We start from the raw sequence: 23,340 nt of genomic DNA, 5'->3' as shown, positions 1-23,340 counted from the left end.
GGCGGTGCAGTCTATGCGCGCCGCAGTTCACGCCGTAGTCAGCGATCGGTTACGAGCACTATATCCTTGAACCAAGCAGTGTGCATCGTTGCGCCTTGACCGTTTACGATTTCGATTGATGCGGCCAAGCAGAGCTTACCGGATAGGATATCAGCTGCCATGATCTCTCGGGCACCCGCGATTGCCACCCGAATGGCGTCGTTCAGGTCCATTGCCAAGAACCCTTCATCGTCGGTTATCGGGGAACCCGGCTCGTTCAGGTATAGGAAGTATCGTTCCATCACGTCGGTATGAGGAATCGAGCCGCTAACGTCTCGAACCGTTGATAGGATAAGCAGGAATAACATTGATTAACTCGAGAGTCTGAGCCCCCTCCATCGATTCAAAGGTATACGTTTATCGAGTTCAAGACGCCGCCGTTGACGAGTGGTAGAGAACGCCGCAGTTTCGTCCAGCCCGATCCTCGGGCAGGAGATACCAGATGCGTAAACTGCTGTTCGCTGCCGCTTCGCTGTCGTTGCTCTTTGGATTTCCGTCGATGGCGGCGCCGTGCAAGGACGCCAAGGGGCGCTTCACCAAATGCCCGAAGGCGCCCGTGAAGACGGTTCGATGCAAGAGCGCGAATGGTAAGTTCGCGAAGTGTGGCACTGCCGGCGCCAAGCCTGTCTGACCATGAAGGCCCGGGTCTTGTACTAACGGCAGCGGTTGCGGGCGCGGCCCGGCCGATCGTCATTACTATGTCGCCGTCGCTTGGGCTTGCGGACTGTTATACCCGTAAGAATATCGCCCGCATTCAAGCGGGCGTTGCCGCCCTTCATTAGCGGGCCAAGAAGCCCGAAGCTGAAGACCCTGATCACGACGCCGGCGGCGTTGGCTTCGCCCTCGGTTCCGCGTGTACCCGAGATGGGCAACGAACCGCTCGGCAGATCGAAATGCACCCGCTTGGCCGCAAGCCGACCCCGGTTCCCGGCCATCTCGGTCCGGTTAACGTATGTCATCTCGCCTGGGCCGGTTGCCTCGACAGGGACGGCGACGATGCGACCGGCATAGACAAGAGAGTTGACGGGCAACTTGGATGGCGGGGCGAGGCAAAACGACAACAGCGAGATCACAAGGCTGCCACGTACCGTGCGCTTTTGTAATTCGTAATGCCCCCCGTTTTATGGCTTGCCTATCGGGAATGTCTGTACCGTCGTGGTCGCCGCTCCTTTTCGGGAAGTGGTATCCGCGGTTGCGACGCAGATATTGAAGCGGGTTGGAGACGTTTGTCAGCAATAAATCGCATGGTGGCACGGGCCGACCCACTCTTTAGAGAAGGCCAGCCCCGTGGGTTATTCCGCTGCTGCTTCTTCGGCCTTGCGCTTACGCGAAGCCGGAGCGGGCTTGACGTCAGCCTTGGCTGCATTCGTCTGGCCAGGCTTACGACCCAAACCAATGCTCTTAGCCATCGTGCGGCGTGCTTCCGAATAGGTAGGAGCAACCATCGGGTAATCAGCTTTCAGGCCATAACGCTCGCGATATTCCGCTGGCGTCATGCCGTTAGTGGCGAGATGACGGCGCAACGTTTTGTACGACTTGCCATCGATCATGCTGATGATGTGATCGGGGCTGGCGAGCGACTTGCGAGCCGTCACCGCCGGGGTGTATTCTTGAGCAGGAGCTTCGTCCTCAGCAGCGGTCGCGTTTCCGCCTACCAGCACCGAAACAGTCTCGTACATTTTGTTCAGGAAAGCCGGAACGTCGTCAGCATTCGTACGCGTGTTGGGGTTCGCCAACCAAGCGATTGTCAATTCCGTGGCGAGTTCGACGGGGTTCAGATCGAGGGTGGTATCAGGCATAGGAGCTCCATTTCTCGGGGTGTACTTAGGTATTTGATTGGTACTTGGCAATCTCGCGCTGCTCGAGGCATTCTATTTGAGTCCGGCACATGGAAAGACATGGGCATGGGCTGTGATTTTTGCTATTTGAAACGTCGGTCAAACGTAGCGTGAGCATGGTGAGGACCGAGCGGTATCTCACATCGGCCAACGCTGGCGACGGGTTGACGATCGGCAGGCGTTAGATCGTCATAGCTATCGTCAACCGTTGCTGGCTGCGCTGGTCCGTTTAAGATAAGCAATTTAGGCCAAGTGAAGCCCCTCATCGAATGAAGATACAATACAACAGACGGGTCTCTTACCCAACCGGGTTAAGGCACCGCTGCTATGTTCAAAGCCGAAATAGATGTAATTAATGTAATTTACGTTGCAGCAAATTTGCAGCCTTGAGGCCATAAGCTATTTGGGCGCGCTTCTCATACGTGAAGCGGCAAGACACGCGCTGGCGGCCGCTCCTTTCAGTATACCTTTTCATTTTAACTAAAGGCGTCAAACTTGCTAAATATCGAGGCTTACTTCTAGTAAACCTTCAATTTTTGACATACCGGTTGATGTCAACTGTCCTACGCAAATATCAGAATCAAAAAAGTCGATTAATTCTCTTTCTACGAGGGCTTTCAACCATCTAACGAGTGTCTGTTCCCGGCAGCCGGTATGACGGGAGAGTTGTATAAGACTGATGCAAACTCCTTCCGCCTCAGCCTTGTAGAGCTGTAACAGAATCAGCCAAGGGTAGTCCGCGAAAAGATCATCGCCTAATTCCGTGCGGCGTGCCCGCAGGTCACGCTCTTTTCTGTTCGCCGATCGCCAGAGGAATGCTGGCGATAGCTCAATAGCCTCAAGCTCCACTTTGCTAATCGTACCTACGAGTCTACCTTGGTCGAGGCCATCCCTCAAACGAGACACCTGTACATCGCTCCAAATAGCAGGCGCGCCGGGACGGAGATATCGCTTTCGAATGGCAAGCGGCCCGCCACTCGCTTTCAGCTTGTCTACGAGAGATGCGTTCCAGGTAACGTCATCAGGATGCGTTATCTGCTTGTACGACATGCCAATCAGTTCGGCTTCAGGTCTATGCAGCAGCTCGCATATGCCGTGATCGACGGCAAGGATCCTGCCAAACGCATCAGAAATTGAATGACCAACAAGCATTTCCGGTCTCCCTGGCATATCTATATTTATATGGTCAGTTACGAACGTAACAGTATTTGGATGCGTCGCCTTAATATATCTCCTGTTAATTTTCGTGGTTATAGCTTCTGTGAATGATTAATCACAAAATCCAGATGCGGTCTCGGACTCTGTTTGGGTGCTGATAGGAGAACAAGGGAAGGCCGATGTGCTGTATGGGGAAGAAGATAAAACAAGATTTCATGCACGATTCGCTGTCAGTATCGCAGTCGAGCAGCAGCCCTCCATGCGGAACGGTAGGGCGATCGCCTAGCGCCAAACTATCAGGGGCCGATTGCGAGACACCCCTGGAGATACGATCGAAACACGCTAACTGTTAGAAAGCCATTATAGAGCGAGGCGCGAACGCGCCATCTAGTTTGATGAAATCACGTAGCGAACGTAGGCGATGCGTCATCGCTTCTGACGATTTCTGCAGCGCGGTCGGACGATATCTTTCTGGTGTGGTCGTCACGGATGTCGCGAGAGCCTCTCCAGGCGTCGGCTGCCACGTCAACTTCGCCTCGATCGCCATGACTAACGGAGAGGCTTAGCTGAACGTCGTTCAAACACACGGGTTTTTCAATGCCCCCGAAACCCGGTGTGTTGCACAATGCCATCTAATCACTAATCCGTTCGATCAAGCGTCCGCATCGGTCCTAAGGTTAGATCATTGGTAAATCTGGTAGAGTTGGATGATCGGGAATCAATGCGGCTTGCGGCGTTGGAACGCTATGAGGTGATGGACACGCCGCGTGAGGCTTCGTTCGACGATCTTGCAGGACTGACTGCAAAACTGTTCGAGGCGCCCATCGCGGTCATAAATCTCATTGGTGAAGGCCGGCAGTTTTTCAAAGCCGAGGTTGGATTGGGTGTGCGCAGCACGCCGCTTGAAAGTTCGTTTTGCGCGAAAGCGCTTTTGGAGGACGACTCCCTTCTCATCTCGGACCTTACCCTCGATGGGCGGTTCGAGTGCAATCCGCTGGTGACCGGCGATCCGCATATCCGGTCCTATGCCGGCGCACTTCTGAAGACGGGCGACGGCTTGCCGATCGGGACGCTGTGCGTGCTGGACCATCGTCCCCGGGAATGGACCGCGCTTCATCAGGAAACGTTGCGTGTTCTGGCTCATCAGGTCATGGCGCAACTCGACCTTCGGTTGACGATGAGGGACCGCGATCGTCGATACGACGAGGTCCGGGAGAGCGAGGATCGGTTCCGCAACATGGCGGACCATGCGCCGGTGATGATGTGGGTGACCGACCCCCAAGGCAACTGCACGTACCTCAACCGGCAGTGGTACGTTTTCACGGGTCAAACGCCGGAGGAAGCTGGGGGGCTGGGGTGGCTCGACGCAACCCATCCGGACGACATGACCGAGGCGGGACGCATCTTTCTCGAGGCCAACGCTGCGCAGACATCGTTTCGCCTGGAATACCGGCTCCGCTGCGCCGACGGTTCATATCGCTGGGCAATCGACGCGGCGTCGCCCCGGTTCGGTCAGGACGGCCAGTTCCTCGGCTATATCGGTTCTGTCATCGATATCCACGAGCGTCGCGCCGCAGAGGATGCGGTCAGGCACTCGAGTGCGCTTCTAGCGGCGGTGATGGAGGCCGTGCCGGGGGTTGTCTATGCCAAGGATCGTGCGGGTCGAATGCTGGCCGCCAACCGCGGCACGGCCGAGCTGGTCGGCAAGCCGCTGTCGGCGATCATCGGGCGGACCGATCGCGAGTTCCTCGACGACCCCTCTCAGGGAGCCGCGGTCGAGGTCAACGACCGACGGATCATGGCCGAAAACGACGTGGAGGTCCTGGAGGAAGAGATCAGCCTGCCGGACGGGACGTGCGCAACCTGGCTGTCGACCAAGGCCCCTTTTCGCGATGCCGACGGGATTGTAGTCGGACTGGTGGGATCCTCGATCGACATCAGCGAGCGTAAACGGGCCGAGAACGCACTGCTGCAGCTGAACGAGACGCTCGAGGACGCGGTCGTCGAACGAACGGCGGAACGCGATCGGATGTGGGAAACGTCGCCCGATCTAATGCTGGTCATCGATTTCGAGGGCGTATTTCGTCGCGTCAATCCAGCGTGGACGGCGTTGTTGGGGTATGAGGCCACGGCACTGGTCGGGCATCACGTCAACGAATTCGTTCTCGAAGAAGACCATTCACGAACCCTCGAGGCGTTGCGCCTTACCGCCGACGGCCAGCGGCCGGATGTCGAGGTGCGCTATCGGCACAAGGATGGATCGGTTCGCTGGATATCCTGGGTTGCGGCACCCGCCGGCGACATGACTTACGCAACGGGCCGCGACGTCACGGCAGTAAAGGAGCAGGCCGAAGCCTTGGCGCAGGCGGAGGAACAGCTTCGCCAGGCCCAGAAGATGGAAGCGGTCGGGCAATTGACCGGCGGACTGGCGCACGACTTCAATAATCTGCTGACTGCGGTGACCGGCGGGCTGGAGCTTCTCGGCGCCAAGCTCGCGAAGGGCGAGTACGACAAGGTCGATCGTTACATCAACATGGCACAGACAGGCGCCAATCGCGCAGCCGCGCTGACCCAGCGCCTGCTCGCGTTTTCGCGCCGGCAGACGCTCGCACCCAAACCCACCGACGTCGACCGACTGATCGCGGAGATGGCAGAGATAATCGATCGCACGTCGGGCCCGGCGATCGAGGTTGAAGTCGCCTCGGCCAACGGCCTGTGGCCGATCCTGGTCGATGCGCCACAGCTCGAGAACGCGTTATTGAATCTGTGCATCAATGCGCGAGACGCGATGCCCGAAGGCGGCCGACTGACGATAGAAACGGGCAACAAGGCGCTCGATGCACGTGCCGCAGCGGCACAGGATTTGCCCCCCGGCGACTATGTCTCCCTTTGCGTGACCGACACGGGCACAGGCATGGAGCCTGAGATCATCGAGCGCGTGTTCGACCCGTTCTTCACGACCAAGCCGATAGGCGAGGGCACAGGACTCGGCCTGTCGATGATCTACGGTTTTGTCCGGCAGTCCGGGGGGCAGGTCCGCATCTATTCCGAGGTAGGGCAGGGTACGACGATGTGTCTTTATCTGCCCCGCCTGATTGGCGTGCACGGCGTCCACGAGCCATCGCAGTCAACGGAAACACGGCACCGTGCCCAGCAGGGGCAGACCGTTCTGTTGGTAGAGGACGAAATCGCAATTCGCGAACTGGTTAGCGAGATTCTCGGCGACGCTGGGTACCGCGTCCTCACCGCCAGCAACGGTCCGATGGGCGTCAGCATTCTTCGATCGAACGAGCGCATCGACTTGCTCGTCACCGATGTTGGTCTGCCCGGTGGACTGAATGGCCGTCAGGTTGCCGATGCTGGTCGTGCCGCCCGGCCTGAACTGAAAATACTGTTCGTCACCGGCTATGCCGCAAACGCAGCGGTAGGGGCGGGCCATCTTGACGAGGGAATGGAAATTCTGACCAAACCGTTCAACATGATCGAACTGGAGCGGCGGGTCGGGGAACTGATTTCCCGCTGAATGGGGATAAAGATCGTGAGGCGGGATCCGTGGCAGACATTACTGAGGCAGGGTTCGGGCTTCGTGGGTAGGTCGGCGCTGATACATGGCGGTTTCCGGAATCGACCCGGCGCTGCAGCCGCAGCCACGACCATCGCGGCGATCACGCCTTTGGCCGACACGTTCGCAGCGGCGACCCGACTTCGCTGACCGGTCAGTGTCGGTACCGAATCGAGCATCGTCGAGCGGTGAGCAGAAGTTCGGTGCGATTTCCCAAGATGTAAGGATAACCACTGCGGCGGCTAGCCCGCGATAGCCAGTCCTTCCACCATAAGGAAACAGATATCCATGCGCTACATCGGTTGACGAGCGCTCGGTCTGTATCACGCCTATACGGGCATAGCGCCAGCGCATCGTTTCGCGGTTGAGCGAACCGATGCGCTTAAGGCCCGCCCGTCATCAACGCCCAGCTTGGCGGGGCCCTTTGAAAGACCTGCTTCAAGCCGCGCCAAGCTCGTGATTCGGCCACTAGAGGTCTCTCACCCTCGGCTTCCACACAGAGCCTGGATCAGATCGCGCCGACCGAGCGATGGGCCTTGATCCTAATCATTGTGAACTGACAGGCTTTGAAGCTGGCGAGCCGTCACTCTCACAGTCGGCTTGAAGTCCAAACCTGCCATATATCGGTGAAGACTGGCGACCAATTGGCGGGTGACAGGATTCTGAGCCGGCGGCCCGTCGATTGCAAAACCGCATACGATTGCCCGGCCCCGGCCAACTGCCACTTCAACGATTAACCCGAGCGATCGCGCGGTGAACCAGTCGTCGATCACACGGACGATCGGTTCGATGTTCGGCGGCAGCAGATCAAGGCGAAGCGCGCCTGCACCGTGCAACGGATACCACCATTGCCAATTGCTATGTGCGTCGGTGGGGAAATCGGCGAGCGCGGCATGATGGGGGTCGCAAAGGATGCCCAACGTCGTTGGCGCCTGTCGCTGAGTCCACAACGTATTCCAGAAAATGCTGGAAAAGCCTAGTTGCACCGGCCGTTCGGGGTAATTGGCAACCGCTACTCCATCAAGGCCGATCAATGCATCGCCGCCACTAGCCAGGTGATCGAGCAGCGCCGCGTCTATTCGATCAGCGCGGCGAATCCGCGTAGACGTGGGGAAATTCGACACCGGAACCGGATAAATCCATAGATCCCAGTTATTCTTCGCGATCAATTGACCCGCCTGCCGGATCGTCACCGTAAGGCTGGCCGCACTTGCAACAGACACCTTTAGTACCGGCGCCGTCGACAGATCGAGCGGTGCGTTGCCCAGCGGCACGGTGCGCGCGGGGAAGGTTCCTTTCGCCAGTTCACCATCGTCAGCGGTGGCAATGCGCCAGTCGATCTGAGCCATCTCGATCGGGCCCGGCCCGAAATGCGCCACATCGATCGAGAACGCGAACGGTTCGCCCGATTGCAGTACACGAGTCGGCATCCGCGCCAGGACAACGGTCGGCGCGCAGAACCGGCTGTATTCAGCCGCCGTCGTATAGCCCTTGTCGTCCCAAAACGTATCCAGCACGCCCACGGTCGCGGTACCCTGGCCGGGAAAATCTTGAAGCCCCAGCAACTGGAAACCGCCGAAGCCGGGGGTTCGCAGTGCGCTTTCGATCTCTTCCTTGTAACAAAGGAGTTGCAGGCGACCGGATGCATATAGGAATTCGGGTGCAAAGGCCTGAAGGCCATTCTCGTAAAGCCGGTCGGCGAAGATATCGAAGTTCTTGGCCTTCAGATGACCGGTGTATTTTCGGCGCTCGTTAAGGTTGGGATAGGCGCACCATTGCCCGATCTCGTGGCCGACGACCGGCACCGGGTATCGGTTGACCGCTTGGCGATAGTCCGTCTGCGTTTCAGGCGGCTTGCTGTTGATCCGCGAGGCAAGCCCCTCGCCCCACGCTTGGACGCGGGGTGACGGAGTGACGTGATACTGGTTGTCCGAAATTTCCGGCCATCCTGCCCCGGACGTCCACAACCGCCGCGTATCGAGCGCCCGGTAATGACGGACATAGCCACCCAGAAAGGCGTCGCGCCGTGCATCGCCATCCGGTGACTTCGGGCTCCCCGGCTCGTTGCCGTGGGTCATCATGACGAACGACGGGTGATTTCCGTAGGCGGCAAGGATACGGTCGGTTTCGGCGTAGATCCAGCGATCGACCGGCAGGCCGCCACCGACGTGGACGGACTCGTTCGCCCAGACCGTTTCCACCTGCACATAAAGCCCTAGCTCGTCGGCAGCATCAAATGCGGCTTCCGGCGGACAATAGCTGTGGAAACGCAAGTGATTAAAACCGTGGTCCTTAACTCGGTGCATAATCCGCCGCCAGCTTTCCACGTCGGTCGGCGGGTGGCCGGTAAGCGGAAAGATACTACAATCCAATGTCCCCCTAAGCATCGCCGGCCGGCCGTTCATGGTAAAACCCATCGGCGTGGGAACGAGATCGCGCCAGCCGAACCTCCCCAGCCATTCCTCACCGTTAACGAGCAGAACGGTGACGTCGTGCAGCACCGGATCGAACTCGTCCCAACTGCGCAGCGTGACCGCATCCGCCGCGTTGGGTCGGATGATCGCCTGGAAACTGCCAACAAGCCCGTTCCACGTCACCGGCACACGGGTCGTGCGCTTGGCCAGAACGATGTCCGCCGCGGCCATAGGCGTTGCATCAGCTAGCCGCCGAAGCGTGCCGTGCACCGTCAGTACGTGGTCGCGGAGTGCGGGGTGCAAATCCACCCGTTCGATCCAGACCGGTTCACTCGCGCGCAGTTCGATGCGACCCGCGATGCCGTTCCAATTACCCTGAGTATGGTCCGTCACACCGTGGCTATTGTGGCCGATCTCGACAATCATCCGGTTGTCGACGCGGATCGTCAGGCGGTGCCTCCCTGGCTGCAGCGTGCCTAGGTCATGGATGTGCGGCACATGCAGGGCGTCGCTGCGGCCAATTGGGTGATCACCGATCCATACCGACGTTTCCCAATGCGGCCGCTCAAGGAACAGCGAGATGCGCTTGCCGCGCCAAGCGTTCGGCACCTCAATTTCACGCTGGTACCAAGCCGCACCGCGATACCAGCTGTCGGGCTGGAGAAAGAATGGTACCTTGATCTCTCCGGGGCTGCGGTAGCGTGCATAATCGGCCTCGCTAAAGAAGCCACGATCGACCAGACCTCCGGTCCACGGTGTCTCGGTCGTAACGGCATGCCCTATGCCGTTCTGCTCGAGGCTTCCGGGAAACGGAAGGGTGTCCCGTAGCGGTTTCTGATGCCAGCCCCTCTCCAACCCCTGATCGTCAGGGTCAAGTTCACGCCGCCAGATCCCGGCCAGACTGCCGGTTGATGCTGTTTCGTCGGTTGCGCCGGATGCGACGCCCGTCATTCCCAAAAAGGGACCCACTGCAAGCGATTGGACGAGACGGCGGCGACTGATCGCTCGACGTCCATCTGTAGCGTGTTCCATCGTCCAGTCTTCCATTCACAGTCGGGCCGTTGGCCGATGCACATCATTATTCGATAATTGAAACTAAATTGGTTCTTACTAAACTTGGACAATCATATGCACTGTTACACCTAGTTTTGACAGAAGCCCCAGTCTCCGAAAAGGGATTGAGATGTTACCAGTCTCATGAAGAACAATTCGGGATTGAAGATTAGGCAGCAGTGACGATTTTACATTTGAGCCAAATCGTAATGCTAGCGCCATTTATGAAGCCGACTAAATTAGGGGCGAAATTGTCTTGTTAATTCCCCGTCAAGAACGGCGAAGTTCTATCAGGAATAATAAAATTGCGTCATTATCGCACATGACTGCCATTCAACCCAAAGATCAGGTCAAATGTTTGTTACGAGCCGTCACCAATCCTGTTCGATCTGCTCCAGCGTCTTGCCCTTCGTCTCCGGCAGCATCCGATGGACGAATACGAACCCTCCCGCACATATGGCCCCGTAAATCCAAAAGGTAACGCCCGTTCCCGCACGAGCGTTGAGAAGTGGGAAGGTATATGTCAGTAAGAAGCACGCCGCCCATAACGCGGTTGTCGCGATCGCCATGCTCGCGCCTCGCGCCTCACTCGGAAAAATCTCTGACAGGGCGACCCAGGTCACCGGCGCCAGCGTCATGGCATAGGTGGCGATCGCCGCCACTACCAACAGCAGCATAGGCCAGCCCTGCACGCCCATGACATACCCCGCGCCAACGGCAGCATATATAGCCGAAAGGCCGGTGCATCCAACCAACAACAGGCGACGCCGCCCCCAGCGCTCAACTGTTCTCAACGCGACCAGCGTGAACACGCAGTTCACGACGCCGGTGATGACGATGTTGAACAGCGTGTCGGAGACCGCGTATCCTGCACCGGCGAATATCTCTTGCGCGTAATTGAAAATGACGTTGATGCCGCACCATTGCTGAAGCACGGCCAGTCCCACGCCGATCAATAGGACGCGGCGGAAACGGGGTTCCTGCAGCACCGAGCGCAGGCTGCGTCTCGGTGCTGCCCCCAGCGCGCTGCGAATGTCGTCGAGTGCCAACTGAGCATGCTCCTCGCCCCCCAGCCGGGCTAGAACGGCGCGCGCATGGTCCCATCGGCCGCGCAGTGCCAGCCAGCGTGGGCTTTCGGGGATCAGGATACAGCCGAGCACGAACACGATCGCTGGCACCGCCGCCGCAGCGAACATCCATCGCCAACCCACCGTGCCGTTCCAAGACGTGGCGATGTCGGCCGAATTGGCACCGGGGGCTACCGGGTCCGCAATCAGCCAGTTCACGATCTGCGCTGCCAGCAGCCCGACGACGATGGCGATCTGGTTCAGGACGACCAGCTGGCCCCGGCTACCCGATGGCGCAATCTCGGCGATGTAGAGCGGCGTTAGGCCGGACGCCATGCCAATCGCGACACCGCCCGCGATACGCCATGCGACGAACGTGGCGAAGCCACTCGCCAGCGCTGTACCGATTGACGACACCGCAAAGATCACCGCCGCGATCAACAACGCGGGTCGGCGACCATGACGATCGGCGATGACGCCCGAAACCATCGCTCCCGCTAGGCAACCGATCAGCGCGCTACTAACCGCCCATGCCTGGGACCATGGCGTATCCAGGGCGAAGGCTACTTCGTAAAAGGGTTTCGCGCCGCCGATCACGACCCAATCGTACCCGAACAGCAATCCGCCCAATGCTGAGATCGCCGCCGCCAGCCAGACCGCGCCCGTCGCGATGGGTGCGTCGACCTTTTTCTCCGGTCCTCCGAGATCGACGACGTGCATGTTACAGCCTCCCCATGCGGCCGCCATCGGCGACGATGTCCTCACCGGTGATGAATCGCGCCGCGTCCGAGGCGAGGAAGGCCGTCAGCGCGGCGACGTCCTCTGGCTGGCCGAGATCGGTTGGATCAACCACTTCCGCACCCGATTGGATGTTCGGGCTTGCGCGCAGCAGTGATCCCTCGATCGCCCCGGGCAGGATCGCGTTGACCCGTATCCCCAATGGCTTGCCCTCGATCGCGGCCGAGCGCGTCAGGCTGACGAGCGCCGCCTTTGCGGCCGCATAGGGGGCAACAAGGGCGGCAGTGCGCCGGGCGTGGACCGAGGCGATATTGACGATGCAGCCTCCCGGCGGCATCCGGCGAAACGCTTCGCCGATGAACATTGCCGCGCCGACCAGATTCACGTCAAGTAGCCGGCGCCAGTCCGTTGCCTCTAGTTCCGTCAGCGGCTTGTAGATCATGATGCCTGCGACGTTAACGACAACGTCGAGCGATCCGAATTCATCCTGCGCAGCGGCCGCCGCCGCGGCAACCGCATTCGCGTCGGCGATGTCGGCGGTGCGGATCAGCACTTGCGTCGCGCCTTCGGCCAGCAATGCCTTTGCCGCACCGCCCCCATCCTCTCGCGCGTCTATGAGCAGGAGCGACGCGCCTTGCCGCGCAAAGGCACGGGCAACCGCCATACCGATATCGCCTAGCCCGCCGGTCACGACGACGCTGCGGTCCGTCACCATTCGCGAAGCTCCCCATCTCGTCCCCGCCAAACGGGATTACGCCAACGGTGGGGATCGACCGCCATAGCCCGCACCGCCTCCTCGTCGATATCGACGCCCAAGCCGATCCCTTCGGGCACAGCGATGCTGCCACCGTCGATACGGAAGAGGTCTGCATTGCGCATCAATGTTGCCAGTTCCTGCGCTGCACCGTTATAATGGATGCCCAGCGAGATTTCCTGGATGACGAAGTTCGGCGTAGCGGCGGCGAGGTGCAGGCACGCGGCCAGCGCTATAGGCCCGATCGGACAGTGCGGAGCGAACGCCACGTCATAGGTTTCGGCCATTGCGGCAATGCGGCGGCATTCGGAAATACCGCCGGCATGGGCGAGATCGGGCTGAGCAATGTCCAGCGCCCCGCTCTCGAAGAAGGGCCGGAAATCCCAGCGGCTGTACAACCGCTCTCCCATCGCCAACGGCACGCTGGAAAAGCCGGCCAGAGCGGCGAAGATCTCGGGATTGTCGCTCAGCACAATCTCTTCGGCAAAAAGCGGACGCAGCGGCTCGATCGCGCGCAGCACGGTGCGCGCCATTGGCTTATGAACACGGCCGTGAAAATCGACACCGACGTCGATACCCGTGGCCCGTACCTCGGACAGCCTCGCAGCTACGGCGTCGACCTTGGCCGGACTGTCGAGCCAACCAAAATCCTCGGTGCCGTTCATTTTCACCGCGGTGAAGCCCTGATCGATGCGTGCGCGGGCCGCAGCCGCGACGTCAGCGGGGCAATCGCCACCAATCCAGGCATAGACCGGGATACGATCACGCACCCGTCCGCCCAGCAGCTGATAGACCGGCACGCCAAGCTTGCGCGCCTTTATATCCCACAGCGCTTGATCGATCCCGGCTATGGCTGACAACAGGACCGGTCCGCCACGATAGAAGCCCAGACGGTGCATCATCTGCCACGCATCCTCGATACGGTCAGGGTCATGCCCGATCAGGCGGTCGCGCACCGCCTCGAGTGCCCCGACCACGGCCTCGGCGTGCCCCTCCAGCGTCGCCTCACCCCAGCCGATTGCCCCCTCTTCCGTCTCGATCCGGACGAACAGCCAGCGGGGTCGGACCAGAAAGGCTTCGATCTGGCCTATCCGGTCCATTCCGTGCGCGGTCACAGATGCACGACCAGACAAGCAGCGGCTGGGACGAAAACTGCATGACGACAAACGATCAGAGCCACAGCTCACCTTCCCAAGCAGCGCGAACAGCCTTCAGGGCTGCCTATTCGACGGAACTCTACCAATCAGGCTCGACAAACGTCAACAAAATATCATACTTTTTCTTGGGGCGATTATGAAGTGCGTCGTAATTCAGCGTGAACCGAGAGACGCTCTTTAAAGGCCCAGTGGGAGACAGGGTCCCCGTTGAACTGCTGCGGGTCGGCATCGTTCAACAACGGCCGCGCCGACTTGGCATCATGGCTGGCGCGATCGCGTCGAGCAAATGGCGCGGCCGATCGGCTGGGCGCTACCCCGTTCTAAAGCCCGCTCGTTCGCGGCGGACTCCGAGAGCGGCCCTCACGTCCTCTATCTCGGCATAGTAGATCGGATTTATCGGTAATCCAGACACCGACCGGCCGAGCAATCGCATAACGATGTCAAGCTCGACTACCGCGGATGAAACCGGGCCGGATCGAATGACAAGCTGGATGAAGGGACGACCCGGGCGATCTATCGCCCAGTCCTGACGATTACGTGGCGGCGGTGCGCCCGTAATTATAGTGTCGCCAAGGTCCCGCATTCTCGTTGAACTGACGGACGATATACCACACCGACAGCACCGGCTGCGCCTTTGCCAGCAGACGGCTCGATTGGCGGCTCGCCACCTCCTCCACGCTGAGTTGCGTGGACGAATCATGCGCAGGCGCACTGTTCGAGATGGACGCCGGATGGCCAGGCTTCCTGCCCGCCGCTTCGCCGACTGACCTTTCGTACCCTTACCCAGTGACGTCTTGAGTGCGATCCGGTATGCGGCCGGGATGGACATTAGCAGCAAACCATCGGCGGCGCGGGAGGACGGTAGTGGAAACATCACGCGACGTATTGCCAACGATCTGGGACGGGCGATCGTTACGGAGCAATTCACCGCAGTGACCGGATTTCCCTTCGAAGCGCAGCTTTGCGAGCAATATGGCGCCAGCCGACCGGTTGTGCGGGAGGCGGTAAAGATGCTGACCGCTAAGGGCCTGCTGCGCGCCCGGCAGCGTGCCGGCACCGTGGTTCAGCCCGAAGACAACTGGAATCTGCTTGATCCAGATGTGCTCAAGTGGCTGCTCGAGCGGGAGTTCTCGATCGATTTGCTCACCGCGTTTACCGAGATGCGAATGGCCATCGAGCCTCGCGCGGCCGGGCTCGCAGCCGATGGCGCGACCGGAGCGCAGCGATCCGCGATCGGTCATGCGACCGACCGAATGTTCAGCGCCGAACAGGGCGACGACGATCCGCTCGAGGCGGATATCGCCTTTCACCGCGCTGTGATCGAGGCAAGCAATAACCGCTTCATGCGACAGTTCACCGAGCTATCGGAAGCGACGCTACGGTTTAGCATACGACGGACGAACGAATATGCCGGCGTGAGCCGCGCAAGCGCGACCGATCACAAGCGGGTGGCTAGCGCCATTATGAAGGGTGATGCGCTCGCTGCGTCAGCATTAATGAGCAAACTCATTGAGGGCGCGCTCAACCTGCTGCTTCAGGCGGGCAAGCACCCCGCGAAGCCGAGCTTCTAACACGACATACCCCACCTCATTGGCTAAGTGTGATGTATGATAAGAATGCCCGCCACACTCGCTGGGAGGTGATGCTGGGGCAGTGAGATGGTGAGCAAATTTTCGCTGGCTACGTCACCGGGTCAATGAGCTGCTCGCCGTTGGCTCTTAGATGGCGATGCACGCCGATGCATTGTTAGTATCGGCTGGGCCTATTCCTATGCCGAACGCCAAGGAAATTTAGCATTCAGCTTCGGTACGGGCAAGGTGGGCGACCTAGCCGGCTTCGCATTCGCGATGTTGCTGGGGCTGATCGCGCTCGCCATAAACGTAGAGTCAGTGCTGCGGCTCGTCCAGCCGATCAACAGGGCGTTTGGAGCAGCCACCATCATCGCAGCTGTCGGCTTTGCGGTGAACATCGCCCGAGCCGTCGGTCTGGCCACCACCCCGGCATGGCCACGATCATCGCCTTGAAGATGAACATGGTGCCCACCGGGGTGACAACAACCTGCGCTCTGCCTACGTCCAGTTGTGGACGCCCCCTGTGGCGCAAGAGCTTTTGTGCAACGGTGAGCACCGGTCGGGTGCATTCACGTGTTCGGCCTGTTCGCGTAGCACCGCATGGGTGCTGGCCTTGATGAAGTCCGCTGGCCCCCCCCATAATTACTTCATCGCGCTCGAAGCGCCGTGCCCCCTGGAGTTTGCCGCCCCCCCCCGGTCTGACCGGTTCGTCATTACTACTCATTTACTCCTACGCCTTCCTGCCCCAGGCGTTGCTTACCGGCACAGACAGCGGTCACGCGGCGGTCGCCGCGTAGACTTCGTCGCGCGACATCACCGCTCGAGTGATGCGCACTGTCTTGTTGGCGAGCGCGACCGTCGCGATCTTCGCCGCTTCGCGATCGGGAAGCTGGGCCAACCAAGATTGGCGATCGGTATCTTTGCACGCCATGCGCATGACCGCCGTCGCGTTGACCACGAGCAGGCGTCGCAGATAGCCGTTACCCTGTTTTGTGATCCCGCCGAGCCTCTCCTTGCCGCTCGTGCTGTTCGCTTGCGGGGCAAGTCCGAGTCATTCTGCGAACTGAAGTCCGAGTCGGAACAGCGACGCATCCGGCATTGCCGCTGATATTGCGGACGCGGTGATCGGACCGCTGCCCGGTATTGTGGCGAGCCGTCGGCTCGTCTCGTCGGCTCGGTGCAACGTGAGCATCTTCGCTTCGAGGCGGTCGACCTCGCTGGAGAGCCTCCGCACCAGGGCGGCAAAGGCGTGCAGGGCCGAGCGGACGTGAACGGGCAGATTGTCCTGTTGCTCGTGAAGCGCTTTCAGCAGCGCGGTCACGCGCCCCGTGGCGAGCCTGTCGTGACACCGTACTCAGCCAGGTGGGCTCAAAGCGCGTTGATGAGCATCGTCCGCTGGCGCACGATCAGGCCGCGGCTATCGTGTAGCAACACCATCGCCTGCTGCTCGACGGCCTTCGCCGCAACGAACCGCATCGTCGGACGCGTCATCGCCTCGCAAATTGCCTCGGCGTCGGTCGCATGTGGGCGAGCGGCGGTCATGAGCGCGCGGGCGACGCCTTGCTTGGTTATCAGCGACAGTCCTGGCCTGCGCGGAGCCGAAGAGGACACTAAGTTGACCAGTTACACCGTCCTTGCCCGGTGCCAGGACGCCGGGGGCGAGTGGCATTAAATCGTACCAACTAAGCCGCAGCAGAACGGCTTTGTCGAAAGGTTAAACGGTAGTTTGCGCGACTGGTGCCTGAACGAGCAACTGCTTCCAACGCCGTCTGCTGACAGACGGGTCATTGAGGCATGGCGTATGGACGACAATACCGTTGGTCTGCAAAGCAGTCTTGGCGGGTTGGAACCAGCCAAGTTTATAAACGGCCCCGGCTCAGGGGCAGATTGACACTGAAGTGCAAGGATCAGGGTCCCGAAAACGGGAAGCAGGCCACTTCCAGTCGACCGGGTCGTCGAAACCTCGTTTTTCCCCACACGTAGATGGCAGCGGGCGAGATAAGCGTCGGTCAAATGTGGCTGGTATATATTGGTATTGACATCGTCATAAAGTAATACATAACCAACTAATCGGATAACGGGTTGTGATAAAAAAGTTGATCCTGTCGCCCGGTGGCGAAGAGAATCTCGCAAGTCGTGCCCCGAGGAAATATAATACAATTTCGATGGGATTGGGGCTGTCACTATGCGAAATGGTTTGTGCAACTCGGGCAATTTGCGTCTCTGGCTCGCAACGAGCGTCGCTTTGCCGGTTTTAGTAATGATGCCGCTTTCGGCGTATGGGCAGGCTACTGGCTCCGCACCGACTGCGCTAACCGTTGATAGCGACGAGATCGTCGTGACAGGTATTCGTGGTAGCTTGATATCGTCGGCCAAAATTAAGCGCGAATCTATTGCGGTGGTTGACGCAATCACTGCGCAAGATTTGGGAAAGTTTCCCGATTCTAATGTTGCCGAATCTTTGCAGCGTATTCCGGGCGTTTCTATTGACAGAAGTAATGGTGAGGGTCGTTTTGTAACAGTACGCGGCCTAGGTCCGCAGTTCAATACGGTGCTATTCAACGGAAGAAGTTTTGCATCTGATAGTTATTCAAGAGCGTTTTCATTTGATCTTTTAGCGGCAGAACTCATCGATGGCGCTGAGGTTTATAAGTCTTCACTCGCAAGACTTCAGGATGGTGGCATTGGCGCGACCATCAACCTAAAAACTCCTCGTCCGTTGGACACTTCTGGACTTAGAGGTGTCGCATCCACCAAGGCGAACTACGAAGGCACATCCAAGAAAGTCACTCCTTATCTGTTCGCGCTCGTTAGCGATACTTTTGCAGACGACAGGATCGGGATCCTCGCATCGTTGTCGTACCAGCGTCGGTTGGCGACCATAGATAGTGTGACTGTCGACGGTTATCTGTCCGGCATAAATGTAGGGCCGGATAGCACCAATCCGATAAAAGCCAATGTTTCAACGCCCCAGAACTGGAATATAAACAATTCTGATCTGGATCAGAAAAGGTTTGGTGCGACTGCGGTTGTGCAATTTAAACCCGCCGAAACGCTGTCGATCACGCTTGATGGCCTGTACAACCGCTATACGTCGAAAGCCGAGATTTACTCTCTTGGCTTCTGGTTCGACCCCGGAGCGGTCACTGCCTCCGTCGCGGATTCTAGCGGCGTGGTAACATCGACGACTGCAAACGGGCGCGCGGACATGATCCACGGCCCTGGCAATCGTAAAGCTACGACGAAGGAGGGTGGTCTAAATGTCGATTGGCAGGCGACAGACCGTTTACATTTCGTAGTCGATGCCACCCGCTCCCGCGCGGTAAACGACACACTCGGACAAAACTTTAACATGGTGATCGGAAGCGGGCCAACCTCCTACACCTACAATATGGCGGACGGGGACAAATTCCCTACCGTCTTCGGTTTCGCTCCGGGTGCGCTTACGAACGTAAATGACATGTTTGCCCATGTCGCGCAGCGAAGTGGCGCCCTTACCCAAGAGACCGTGACAGAGGCCAAGTTCGATACGGTGTGGAAGTCGGGCGGAGGCTTTCTCTCAACGATCCGGGCCGGCGGATCATATACCAATCGACAAAGAAAGAACGTTAACGCTCAGTCTGCTGGCGGTAACATTAGTGGATTGTACGGCGGGTACACCGTCAAGATTCCATCTTCTATTTTAAGTCCGATCACAGCGTCGGAAATTGCTGGAAATATTCCGACCACGTACCTTAAATTCGACCCTGAAGGCCTCCTCAATTATCTTGCCTCTAATCAAGCGTTGTCGGCATTGGATGTCGTACGTGGCGCTGCGCCGGGAACATCGGCTGCCCGATTGCAAGCCGCTGGCGGTGGTAAGGGATACGCCGTAACAAACGATGCCGCTTCCACGGTACATGAGAAGGTCTACGCAGCGTATGCAGAAGCTGACTTCGAGGGAAGCGTGGAAAATATTCCCTGGTTCTTGAATATTGGCGGTCGGTTTGTGCGGACTCAAACAAGCATCAGCGGAAATTCGCTCGTACTGACAGATATTATTCCGGTTCCGGCCGAGCCAGCCCTATACACCAAAGTATATGCTGGACCAGGTGGTCTTGTAAATAAAGCAAATGCTTACAATACCTTTCTTCCAGACTTTAATTTGCGCTTAAATGTAACGCCAGAGGTAATAATTAGGTTTGCTGGCTCGCAGACCTTAACTCGTCCGAACCTAACGGATCTGAGTCCTGTCGTGTCTTATGGCGATTCAAGGCCGAGCGGGCTTTTCCTCTCCGGTGGAAACCCCTACCTCAGGCCGTATAAATCGACGAATTTCGACGCGTCGATCGAATGGTATCCGCAGCGATCAACCATGCTATCCGCCGCCGCCTACTTCAAAAAAGTAAATGACTATATTGTTACCAGCGTAACAAAAGAGGATATTGCTATTATTAATAGCGGGAAAATATCCCTAAATAATGTTATCACCGGAGCTAACCAGGCTACCTTTACGGCGACAAGGCCGCAGAATGTTGGGTCAGCCAATATTAAGGGTATCGAGCTCAATATAGTTCATACTCTTGATTGGCTACCAAGTGTCATCAATGGATTTGGCGTTCAGCTTAATGCCACGTTCGTCGGGACAAATCGGGCGTATGATAAGGTATCGGAGTCTGTGCCATTTGCAATTGTGGGCTTGAGTAATTCCCAGAACGCGACGCTATTTTACGAGAAGTACGGCGTCTCGGCGCGCATAGCCTACAATCACCGCGGCCGATTTCTTGCAACACTCCAGGATGGCTACGGCAGCCAACCACTGTTTGTCAAAGCGTATGGGCAATATGACGCCAGCATGTCGTACAATATCAGCAAAATCTATCAGATATATGTCGAGGGTACGAACCTGTTTAACGATAAATACTCAACCACCACTCAATACGATAATCAAGTCCGCTCCTATGTGAACAACGGCGCCAGATTCACGACGGGCGTCAGGGTGAAATTCTAGTCTACTAAGTGGCGTTCTCGTCAGAATATGCGGCGGCGCGATGCTGTCGTTCTTGCGAGAACGCCTGCGCCATGTTGTTCCTGACACCCTCTGTAAGGGGCTCAGATGAGGGGCCCCCGGTTTTCATCCAACCTGAAGGTGAGTTTCCGACGTCTATGAGGGTCCCCCGGTTTCTCATCCAATCTGAAGGTGAGTTTCCGGCGTTCATTTGGCCGCTCTGATGGCCGCGGCAGCAGCATATTCGACCGGCGTCATCCAGCCAAGCGATGTGTGAGGGCGGCTCTCGTTATAGTCCCGTCGCCAGGCCTCGATCTTGGCTCGAGCGTCCGCGATGGATAGGAACCAATGTGCGTTCAGGCACTCGTCACGAAGGCGACCGTTGAACGACTCTACGAACGCATTGTCGGTTGGTTTGCCCGGTCGGCTGAAGTCCAACGTGACGCCGTTCTCGTATGCCCAGCGGTCGAGAGCCTTCGATATGGATGCCCCGATTATCAGCGTGCTGCCGCCTGAACAGGGAGGTGAACGACTACGTCTTCCGTCTCAGCATTGAAATCAGGCATCTTATCTAAGCACCATAGTCACTTCGGACTGAACCGCCCCGGGTCTGCCGGAGGGGCGTCGCCGACACTGCCGACCGAAGGCTCGATGCCGGCCTCGGCGAGGCGCTCGGTGTACTTGATCGCCGGGTATTGCGATCCGCGGTCGCCGTGGTGGATCAGGCCGCCCCGATGGGTCGGACGGCGATCGTGGAGCGCCTGTTCGAGCGCATCCAGGACGAAGCTTGCGTGCGCCGTCTTGCTGGCGCGCCAGCCTACGATCCGTCTGGCGTAGGTATCGATGACGAAGGCGACTTAGACGAACCCTGCCCAGGTCGCGACATAGGTGAAGTCCGACACCCAAAGCCTGTTCGGCGCTGGCGCAAAGAACTGGCGGTTGACGTGATCGCGCGGGCACGGTGCCGCCTTGTCGCTGATGGTCGTACGCACCGGCTTGCCCCGGATCAAACCTGCCAAGCCCATCTCATGTATCAGCCGTTCGACGGTGAAATGGGCGATCACGAAGCCCTCCCGCATCATCTGCCGCCATACCTTCCGCACGCCGTAAACTGCAAAGTTCTCCGCAAACACGCGAGCGATCTCGGGCTTGAGATCAGATCCTCACGCGCCCGTGCCGACAGACGCGATGGATCCTGTCGCTGCGCGAGGTGCTCGTAGTAAGTGGATTGGGCGATCGGCAGGACACGGCAGATCGGCTCGACCCAACAGGCATCGCGGTGATCGTCAATGAAAGATCAGCTCCGGAACGGGCGGCCGAGCTCCGCTGTGCGAAATATGCTGATGCCTTGCGCAGGATCTCGTTGGCTTGCCGCAGTTCGCGGACCTCGCGCTCCAGTGCCTTTACCTTGTCGACCACCTCGGTCGTGACACCGCCGCGCTTGCCGCTGTCGACCTAGGCCTTCTTCACCCACTCATGCAACGTCTGCGGAACGCAGCCGATCTTCTCGGCAATCGGTACCACGGTCGCCCACCTGGATGGGTGGTCTTGCTTGTGATCAAAAAACCATCCGCACCGCTTGCTCGCGGACCTCGGGCGCAAACTTGTTAGTCGTCTTGCCCGTCATGACTCCCCCTTCTCAGGAGTTAGAGCCTCCGACAAACCCGCGGCGGTTCAGGCGTCAAAAATGACCCATTCCGGATGTGCAGGCGCAACGTCAGATCCTCTTGCCGCAGTCGTGCCGCCGGTTCTCTAAGGGTTAGGCCCAGCGTTGACGACACCCCAAGCCGGATGATCCCGACGAGCGCCACGGATCCGGTATGGGTCGTCTTCAGGTCCGACACCTCGATCAGAATGCGTCTACTTGCTCCGATGCCTCGCGACCGGTCGAGGTGAGGAGTGTTGGATCTCCCGTTCGACAACCGCGCCTGCTATAAGCTCGACACCTCGGACCTGCGTGATGGCGACGGCTCCGATATTCTCAGGCGTCTGGCGAGTGGGCGAAGCTGCCGGTATCAGCAAGCGCTGCGAAGTAGGCAAGCCGGCCGGTCGTCGTACGCGGCCTATGCATCTCGGGAGCTATCGCGCCACCGCCAACGAAGGCTATTCTGCTTTAACGTAGGACGGCAATCGGCGCGGTCCGTTATTTGATCTTTCCGCGATAAATGTCGGTAGTAACGCGATCACGAGGGGGAGATTCTCGCTCCCGCTCGCCGTTAAGATCAAAAGGGTTGCCTTCGAAAGGCCAACCTCGTCGTTTTGCTCGAGTGGCTCACTTAAAGCCAGCGCACCGAGCCGGTCGCCAGACTGTAGACCGCTCCGACGACCTTCAGCTTACCCTGACGCTGAGGTTCGAGCAGCATTGGCTCTGAATAGTTCTGCAGTCGATCAACCATACGGCGGACATTCTCGTCGATCGTACGGTTCAGCAAAGTCTCGTTCGTCGCCCCGGCCCGTCGTGCGACGAGAACAGAGGGAATGATCGGCTCGATCATGCGCCCGATGCTCCCTGGTAGCCGAACATCCTTGTTCACGACGTCAACGGCGGCCGCGACGGCACCGCACTTCTCGTGCCCCAGCACCACCACCAATGGCACGCCGAGTGCCGTGACCGAATATTCGATCGAGCCCATGCCCGCGGTATCGACATTGTTGCCGGCGGTGCGGACGATGAACAATTCGCCGAGGCCCGCCCCGAACAGCTGTTCGGGGCCGACGCGCGAGTCCGAGCAGCCGACCAGCGTCGCGAACGGCTGCTGGCCCTCGGCGAGTGCGAGACGCCGGGCGCGCGACAGGTCGGACTTGACCGGCCGGTCGGCGACGAACCCTGCATTGCCATCCTTCAGCCGTCGCAACGCCGCGTCGGGCGTAAGCTGGGGAGTGGCCGATACGATTGGATCAGCCGCGCCGGCAGAGGTCGCCGTCGTTGCGGCGGCAATTGATGCGAGCGTGCCGGTCGTCAGAATATCACGTCGGGAAATGGTCATGGATCGTCCTTTCAG

Annotated in this window: 14 protein-coding genes, 3 pseudogenes and 1 other annotated feature; of the genes and pseudogenes, 5 read left to right on the top strand and 12 right to left on the bottom strand. The window is 58.8% G+C overall.

Annotated features, from left to right (window positions below):
• Positions 1–481 precede the first annotated feature (481 nt).
• A complete protein-coding gene (locus C8J46_RS18460) occupies positions 482–670 on the top strand; it encodes a hypothetical protein (protein ID WP_132742165.1) in 189 nt (62 codons plus the stop codon).
• A 22-nt stretch (positions 671–692) separates the two neighbouring features.
• Here the strand turns inward: C8J46_RS18460 and C8J46_RS18455 are convergent, their stop codons facing one another.
• The 3 genes from C8J46_RS18455 to C8J46_RS18445 all read right to left on the bottom strand — a co-directional run bounded on the left by C8J46_RS18455 (position 693) and on the right by C8J46_RS18445 (position 3,029).
• Positions 693–1,112, bottom strand: a complete 420-nt coding sequence (locus C8J46_RS18455; RefSeq protein WP_132742164.1) for a hypothetical protein — start codon at positions 1,110–1,112, stop codon at positions 693–695.
• Positions 1,113–1,331: 219 nt separating this feature from the next.
• A complete protein-coding gene (locus C8J46_RS18450; protein WP_132742163.1) occupies positions 1,332–1,838 on the bottom strand; it encodes a MucR family transcriptional regulator in 507 nt (168 codons plus the stop codon).
• A gap of 537 nt (positions 1,839–2,375) precedes the next feature.
• A complete protein-coding gene (locus C8J46_RS18445) occupies positions 2,376–3,029 on the bottom strand; it encodes a PAS domain-containing protein (RefSeq protein WP_132742162.1) in 654 nt (217 codons plus the stop codon).
• A 727-nt stretch (positions 3,030–3,756) separates the two neighbouring features.
• Between C8J46_RS18445 and C8J46_RS18440 the strand changes: the two genes are divergently transcribed.
• Positions 3,757–6,558 (top strand): PAS domain S-box protein, encoded by a 2,802-nt coding sequence (locus C8J46_RS18440; protein WP_165886649.1) that lies wholly within the window; start codon positions 3,757–3,759, stop codon positions 6,556–6,558.
• 581 nt (positions 6,559–7,139) lie between these two features.
• Here the strand turns inward: C8J46_RS18440 and C8J46_RS18435 are convergent.
• From C8J46_RS18435 to C8J46_RS21440, 5 genes are all read right to left on the bottom strand, one after another.
• Positions 7,140–9,962, bottom strand: coding sequence for a sugar-binding domain-containing protein (locus C8J46_RS18435; protein ID WP_132742161.1), 2,823 nt, complete (start codon positions 9,960–9,962; stop codon positions 7,140–7,142).
• A gap of 473 nt (positions 9,963–10,435) precedes the next feature.
• A complete protein-coding gene (locus C8J46_RS18430; RefSeq protein WP_132742160.1) occupies positions 10,436–11,851 on the bottom strand; it encodes a sugar porter family MFS transporter in 1,416 nt (471 codons plus the stop codon).
• A 1-nt stretch (position 11,852) separates the two neighbouring features.
• The gene (locus tag C8J46_RS18425) at positions 11,853–12,584 is read right to left on the bottom strand and encodes an SDR family oxidoreductase (RefSeq protein WP_132742159.1); all 732 of its coding nucleotides are present in this window, start codon (positions 12,582–12,584) and stop codon (positions 11,853–11,855) included.
• On the bottom strand, positions 12,578–13,723 hold the full coding sequence (gene dgoD, locus C8J46_RS18420) for a galactonate dehydratase (RefSeq protein ID WP_132742199.1): 1,146 nt from the start codon (positions 13,721–13,723) through the stop codon (positions 12,578–12,580). The genes C8J46_RS18425 and dgoD overlap by 7 nt, the downstream gene beginning before the upstream one ends.
• A gap of 590 nt (positions 13,724–14,313) precedes the next feature.
• On the bottom strand, positions 14,314–14,448 hold the full coding sequence (locus C8J46_RS21440) for a hypothetical protein (RefSeq protein ID WP_279388912.1): 135 nt from the start codon (positions 14,446–14,448) through the stop codon (positions 14,314–14,316).
• Positions 14,449–14,601: 153 nt separating this feature from the next.
• Here C8J46_RS21440 and C8J46_RS18415 point away from each other — a divergent pair, with 153 nt between their 5' ends.
• Positions 14,602–15,351, top strand: a complete 750-nt coding sequence (locus C8J46_RS18415; protein ID WP_132742158.1) for a FadR/GntR family transcriptional regulator — start codon at positions 14,602–14,604, stop codon at positions 15,349–15,351.
• A gap of 246 nt (positions 15,352–15,597) precedes the next feature.
• Positions 15,598–15,804, top strand: a complete 207-nt coding sequence (locus C8J46_RS18410; RefSeq protein WP_132742157.1) for a hypothetical protein — start codon at positions 15,598–15,600, stop codon at positions 15,802–15,804.
• Positions 15,805–16,126: 322 nt separating this feature from the next.
• On the opposite strand, the pseudogene C8J46_RS18405 reads toward C8J46_RS18410, so the two are convergent.
• A pseudogene (locus tag C8J46_RS18405) lies at positions 16,127–16,872 on the bottom strand (IS110 family transposase); the annotation flags it as partial.
• Between the two features lie 742 nt (positions 16,873–17,614).
• Between C8J46_RS18405 and C8J46_RS18395 the strand changes: the two are divergent.
• The gene (locus tag C8J46_RS18395) at positions 17,615–20,341 is read left to right on the top strand and encodes a TonB-dependent receptor (RefSeq protein WP_165886647.1); all 2,727 of its coding nucleotides are present in this window, start codon (positions 17,615–17,617) and stop codon (positions 20,339–20,341) included.
• A 204-nt stretch (positions 20,342–20,545) separates the two neighbouring features.
• Here C8J46_RS18395 and C8J46_RS18390 read toward each other — a convergent pair.
• From C8J46_RS18390 to C8J46_RS18380, 3 genes and pseudogenes are all read right to left on the bottom strand, one after another.
• Positions 20,546–20,821 (bottom strand): annotated as a pseudogene (locus C8J46_RS18390) (transposase); the annotation flags it as partial.
• Positions 20,822–20,958: 137 nt separating this feature from the next.
• A pseudogene (locus C8J46_RS18385) lies at positions 20,959–21,965 on the bottom strand (IS3 family transposase); the annotation flags it as partial.
• Positions 21,567–21,680: a sequence feature (AL1L pseudoknot), on the bottom strand. It overlaps the preceding pseudogene by 114 nt.
• 649 nt (positions 21,966–22,614) lie before the next feature.
• Positions 22,615–23,325 carry a carbonic anhydrase gene (locus tag C8J46_RS18380; RefSeq protein WP_132742155.1) on the bottom strand — a complete coding sequence of 237 codons (711 nt, stop codon included), beginning with the start codon at positions 23,323–23,325 and terminating at the stop codon, positions 22,615–22,617.
• Positions 23,326–23,340: the final 15 nt, after the last annotated feature.

This window comes from Sphingomonas sp. PP-F2F-A104-K0414, from assembly GCF_004340945.1.
Lineage (GTDB): Bacteria > Pseudomonadota > Alphaproteobacteria > Sphingomonadales > Sphingomonadaceae > Sphingomonas.
This window is presented reverse-complemented; position numbering and strand designations above follow the sequence as displayed.

What these genes read in the sequence shown, in the direction of transcription:
- C8J46_RS18435 (WP_132742161.1), bottom strand. Translation starts at nt 9,962, where the DNA reads ATGACGGGCGTCGCATCCGGCGCAACCGACGAAACAGCATCAACCGGC.
- C8J46_RS18440 (WP_165886649.1), top strand. Translation starts at nt 3,757, where the DNA reads ATGCGGCTTGCGGCGTTGGAACGCTATGAGGTGATGGACACGCCGCGT.
- C8J46_RS18415 (WP_132742158.1), top strand. Translation starts at nt 14,602, where the DNA reads ATGGACATTAGCAGCAAACCATCGGCGGCGCGGGAGGACGGTAGTGGA.
- C8J46_RS18460 (WP_132742165.1), top strand. Translation starts at nt 482, where the DNA reads ATGCGTAAACTGCTGTTCGCTGCCGCTTCGCTGTCGTTGCTCTTTGGA.
- C8J46_RS18445 (WP_132742162.1), bottom strand. Translation starts at nt 3,029, where the DNA reads ATGCTTGTTGGTCATTCAATTTCTGATGCGTTTGGCAGGATCCTTGCC.
- C8J46_RS18395 (WP_165886647.1), top strand. Translation starts at nt 17,615, where the DNA reads ATGCCGCTTTCGGCGTATGGGCAGGCTACTGGCTCCGCACCGACTGCG.
- C8J46_RS18430 (WP_132742160.1), bottom strand. Translation starts at nt 11,851, where the DNA reads ATGCACGTCGTCGATCTCGGAGGACCGGAGAAAAAGGTCGACGCACCC.
- C8J46_RS18425 (WP_132742159.1), bottom strand. Translation starts at nt 12,584, where the DNA reads ATGGTGACGGACCGCAGCGTCGTCGTGACCGGCGGGCTAGGCGATATC.
- dgoD (WP_132742199.1), bottom strand. Translation starts at nt 13,723, where the DNA reads ATGGACCGGATAGGCCAGATCGAAGCCTTTCTGGTCCGACCCCGCTGG.
- C8J46_RS18450 (WP_132742163.1), bottom strand. Translation starts at nt 1,838, where the DNA reads ATGCCTGATACCACCCTCGATCTGAACCCCGTCGAACTCGCCACGGAA.
- C8J46_RS18380 (WP_132742155.1), bottom strand. Translation starts at nt 23,325, where the DNA reads ATGACCATTTCCCGACGTGATATTCTGACGACCGGCACGCTCGCATCA.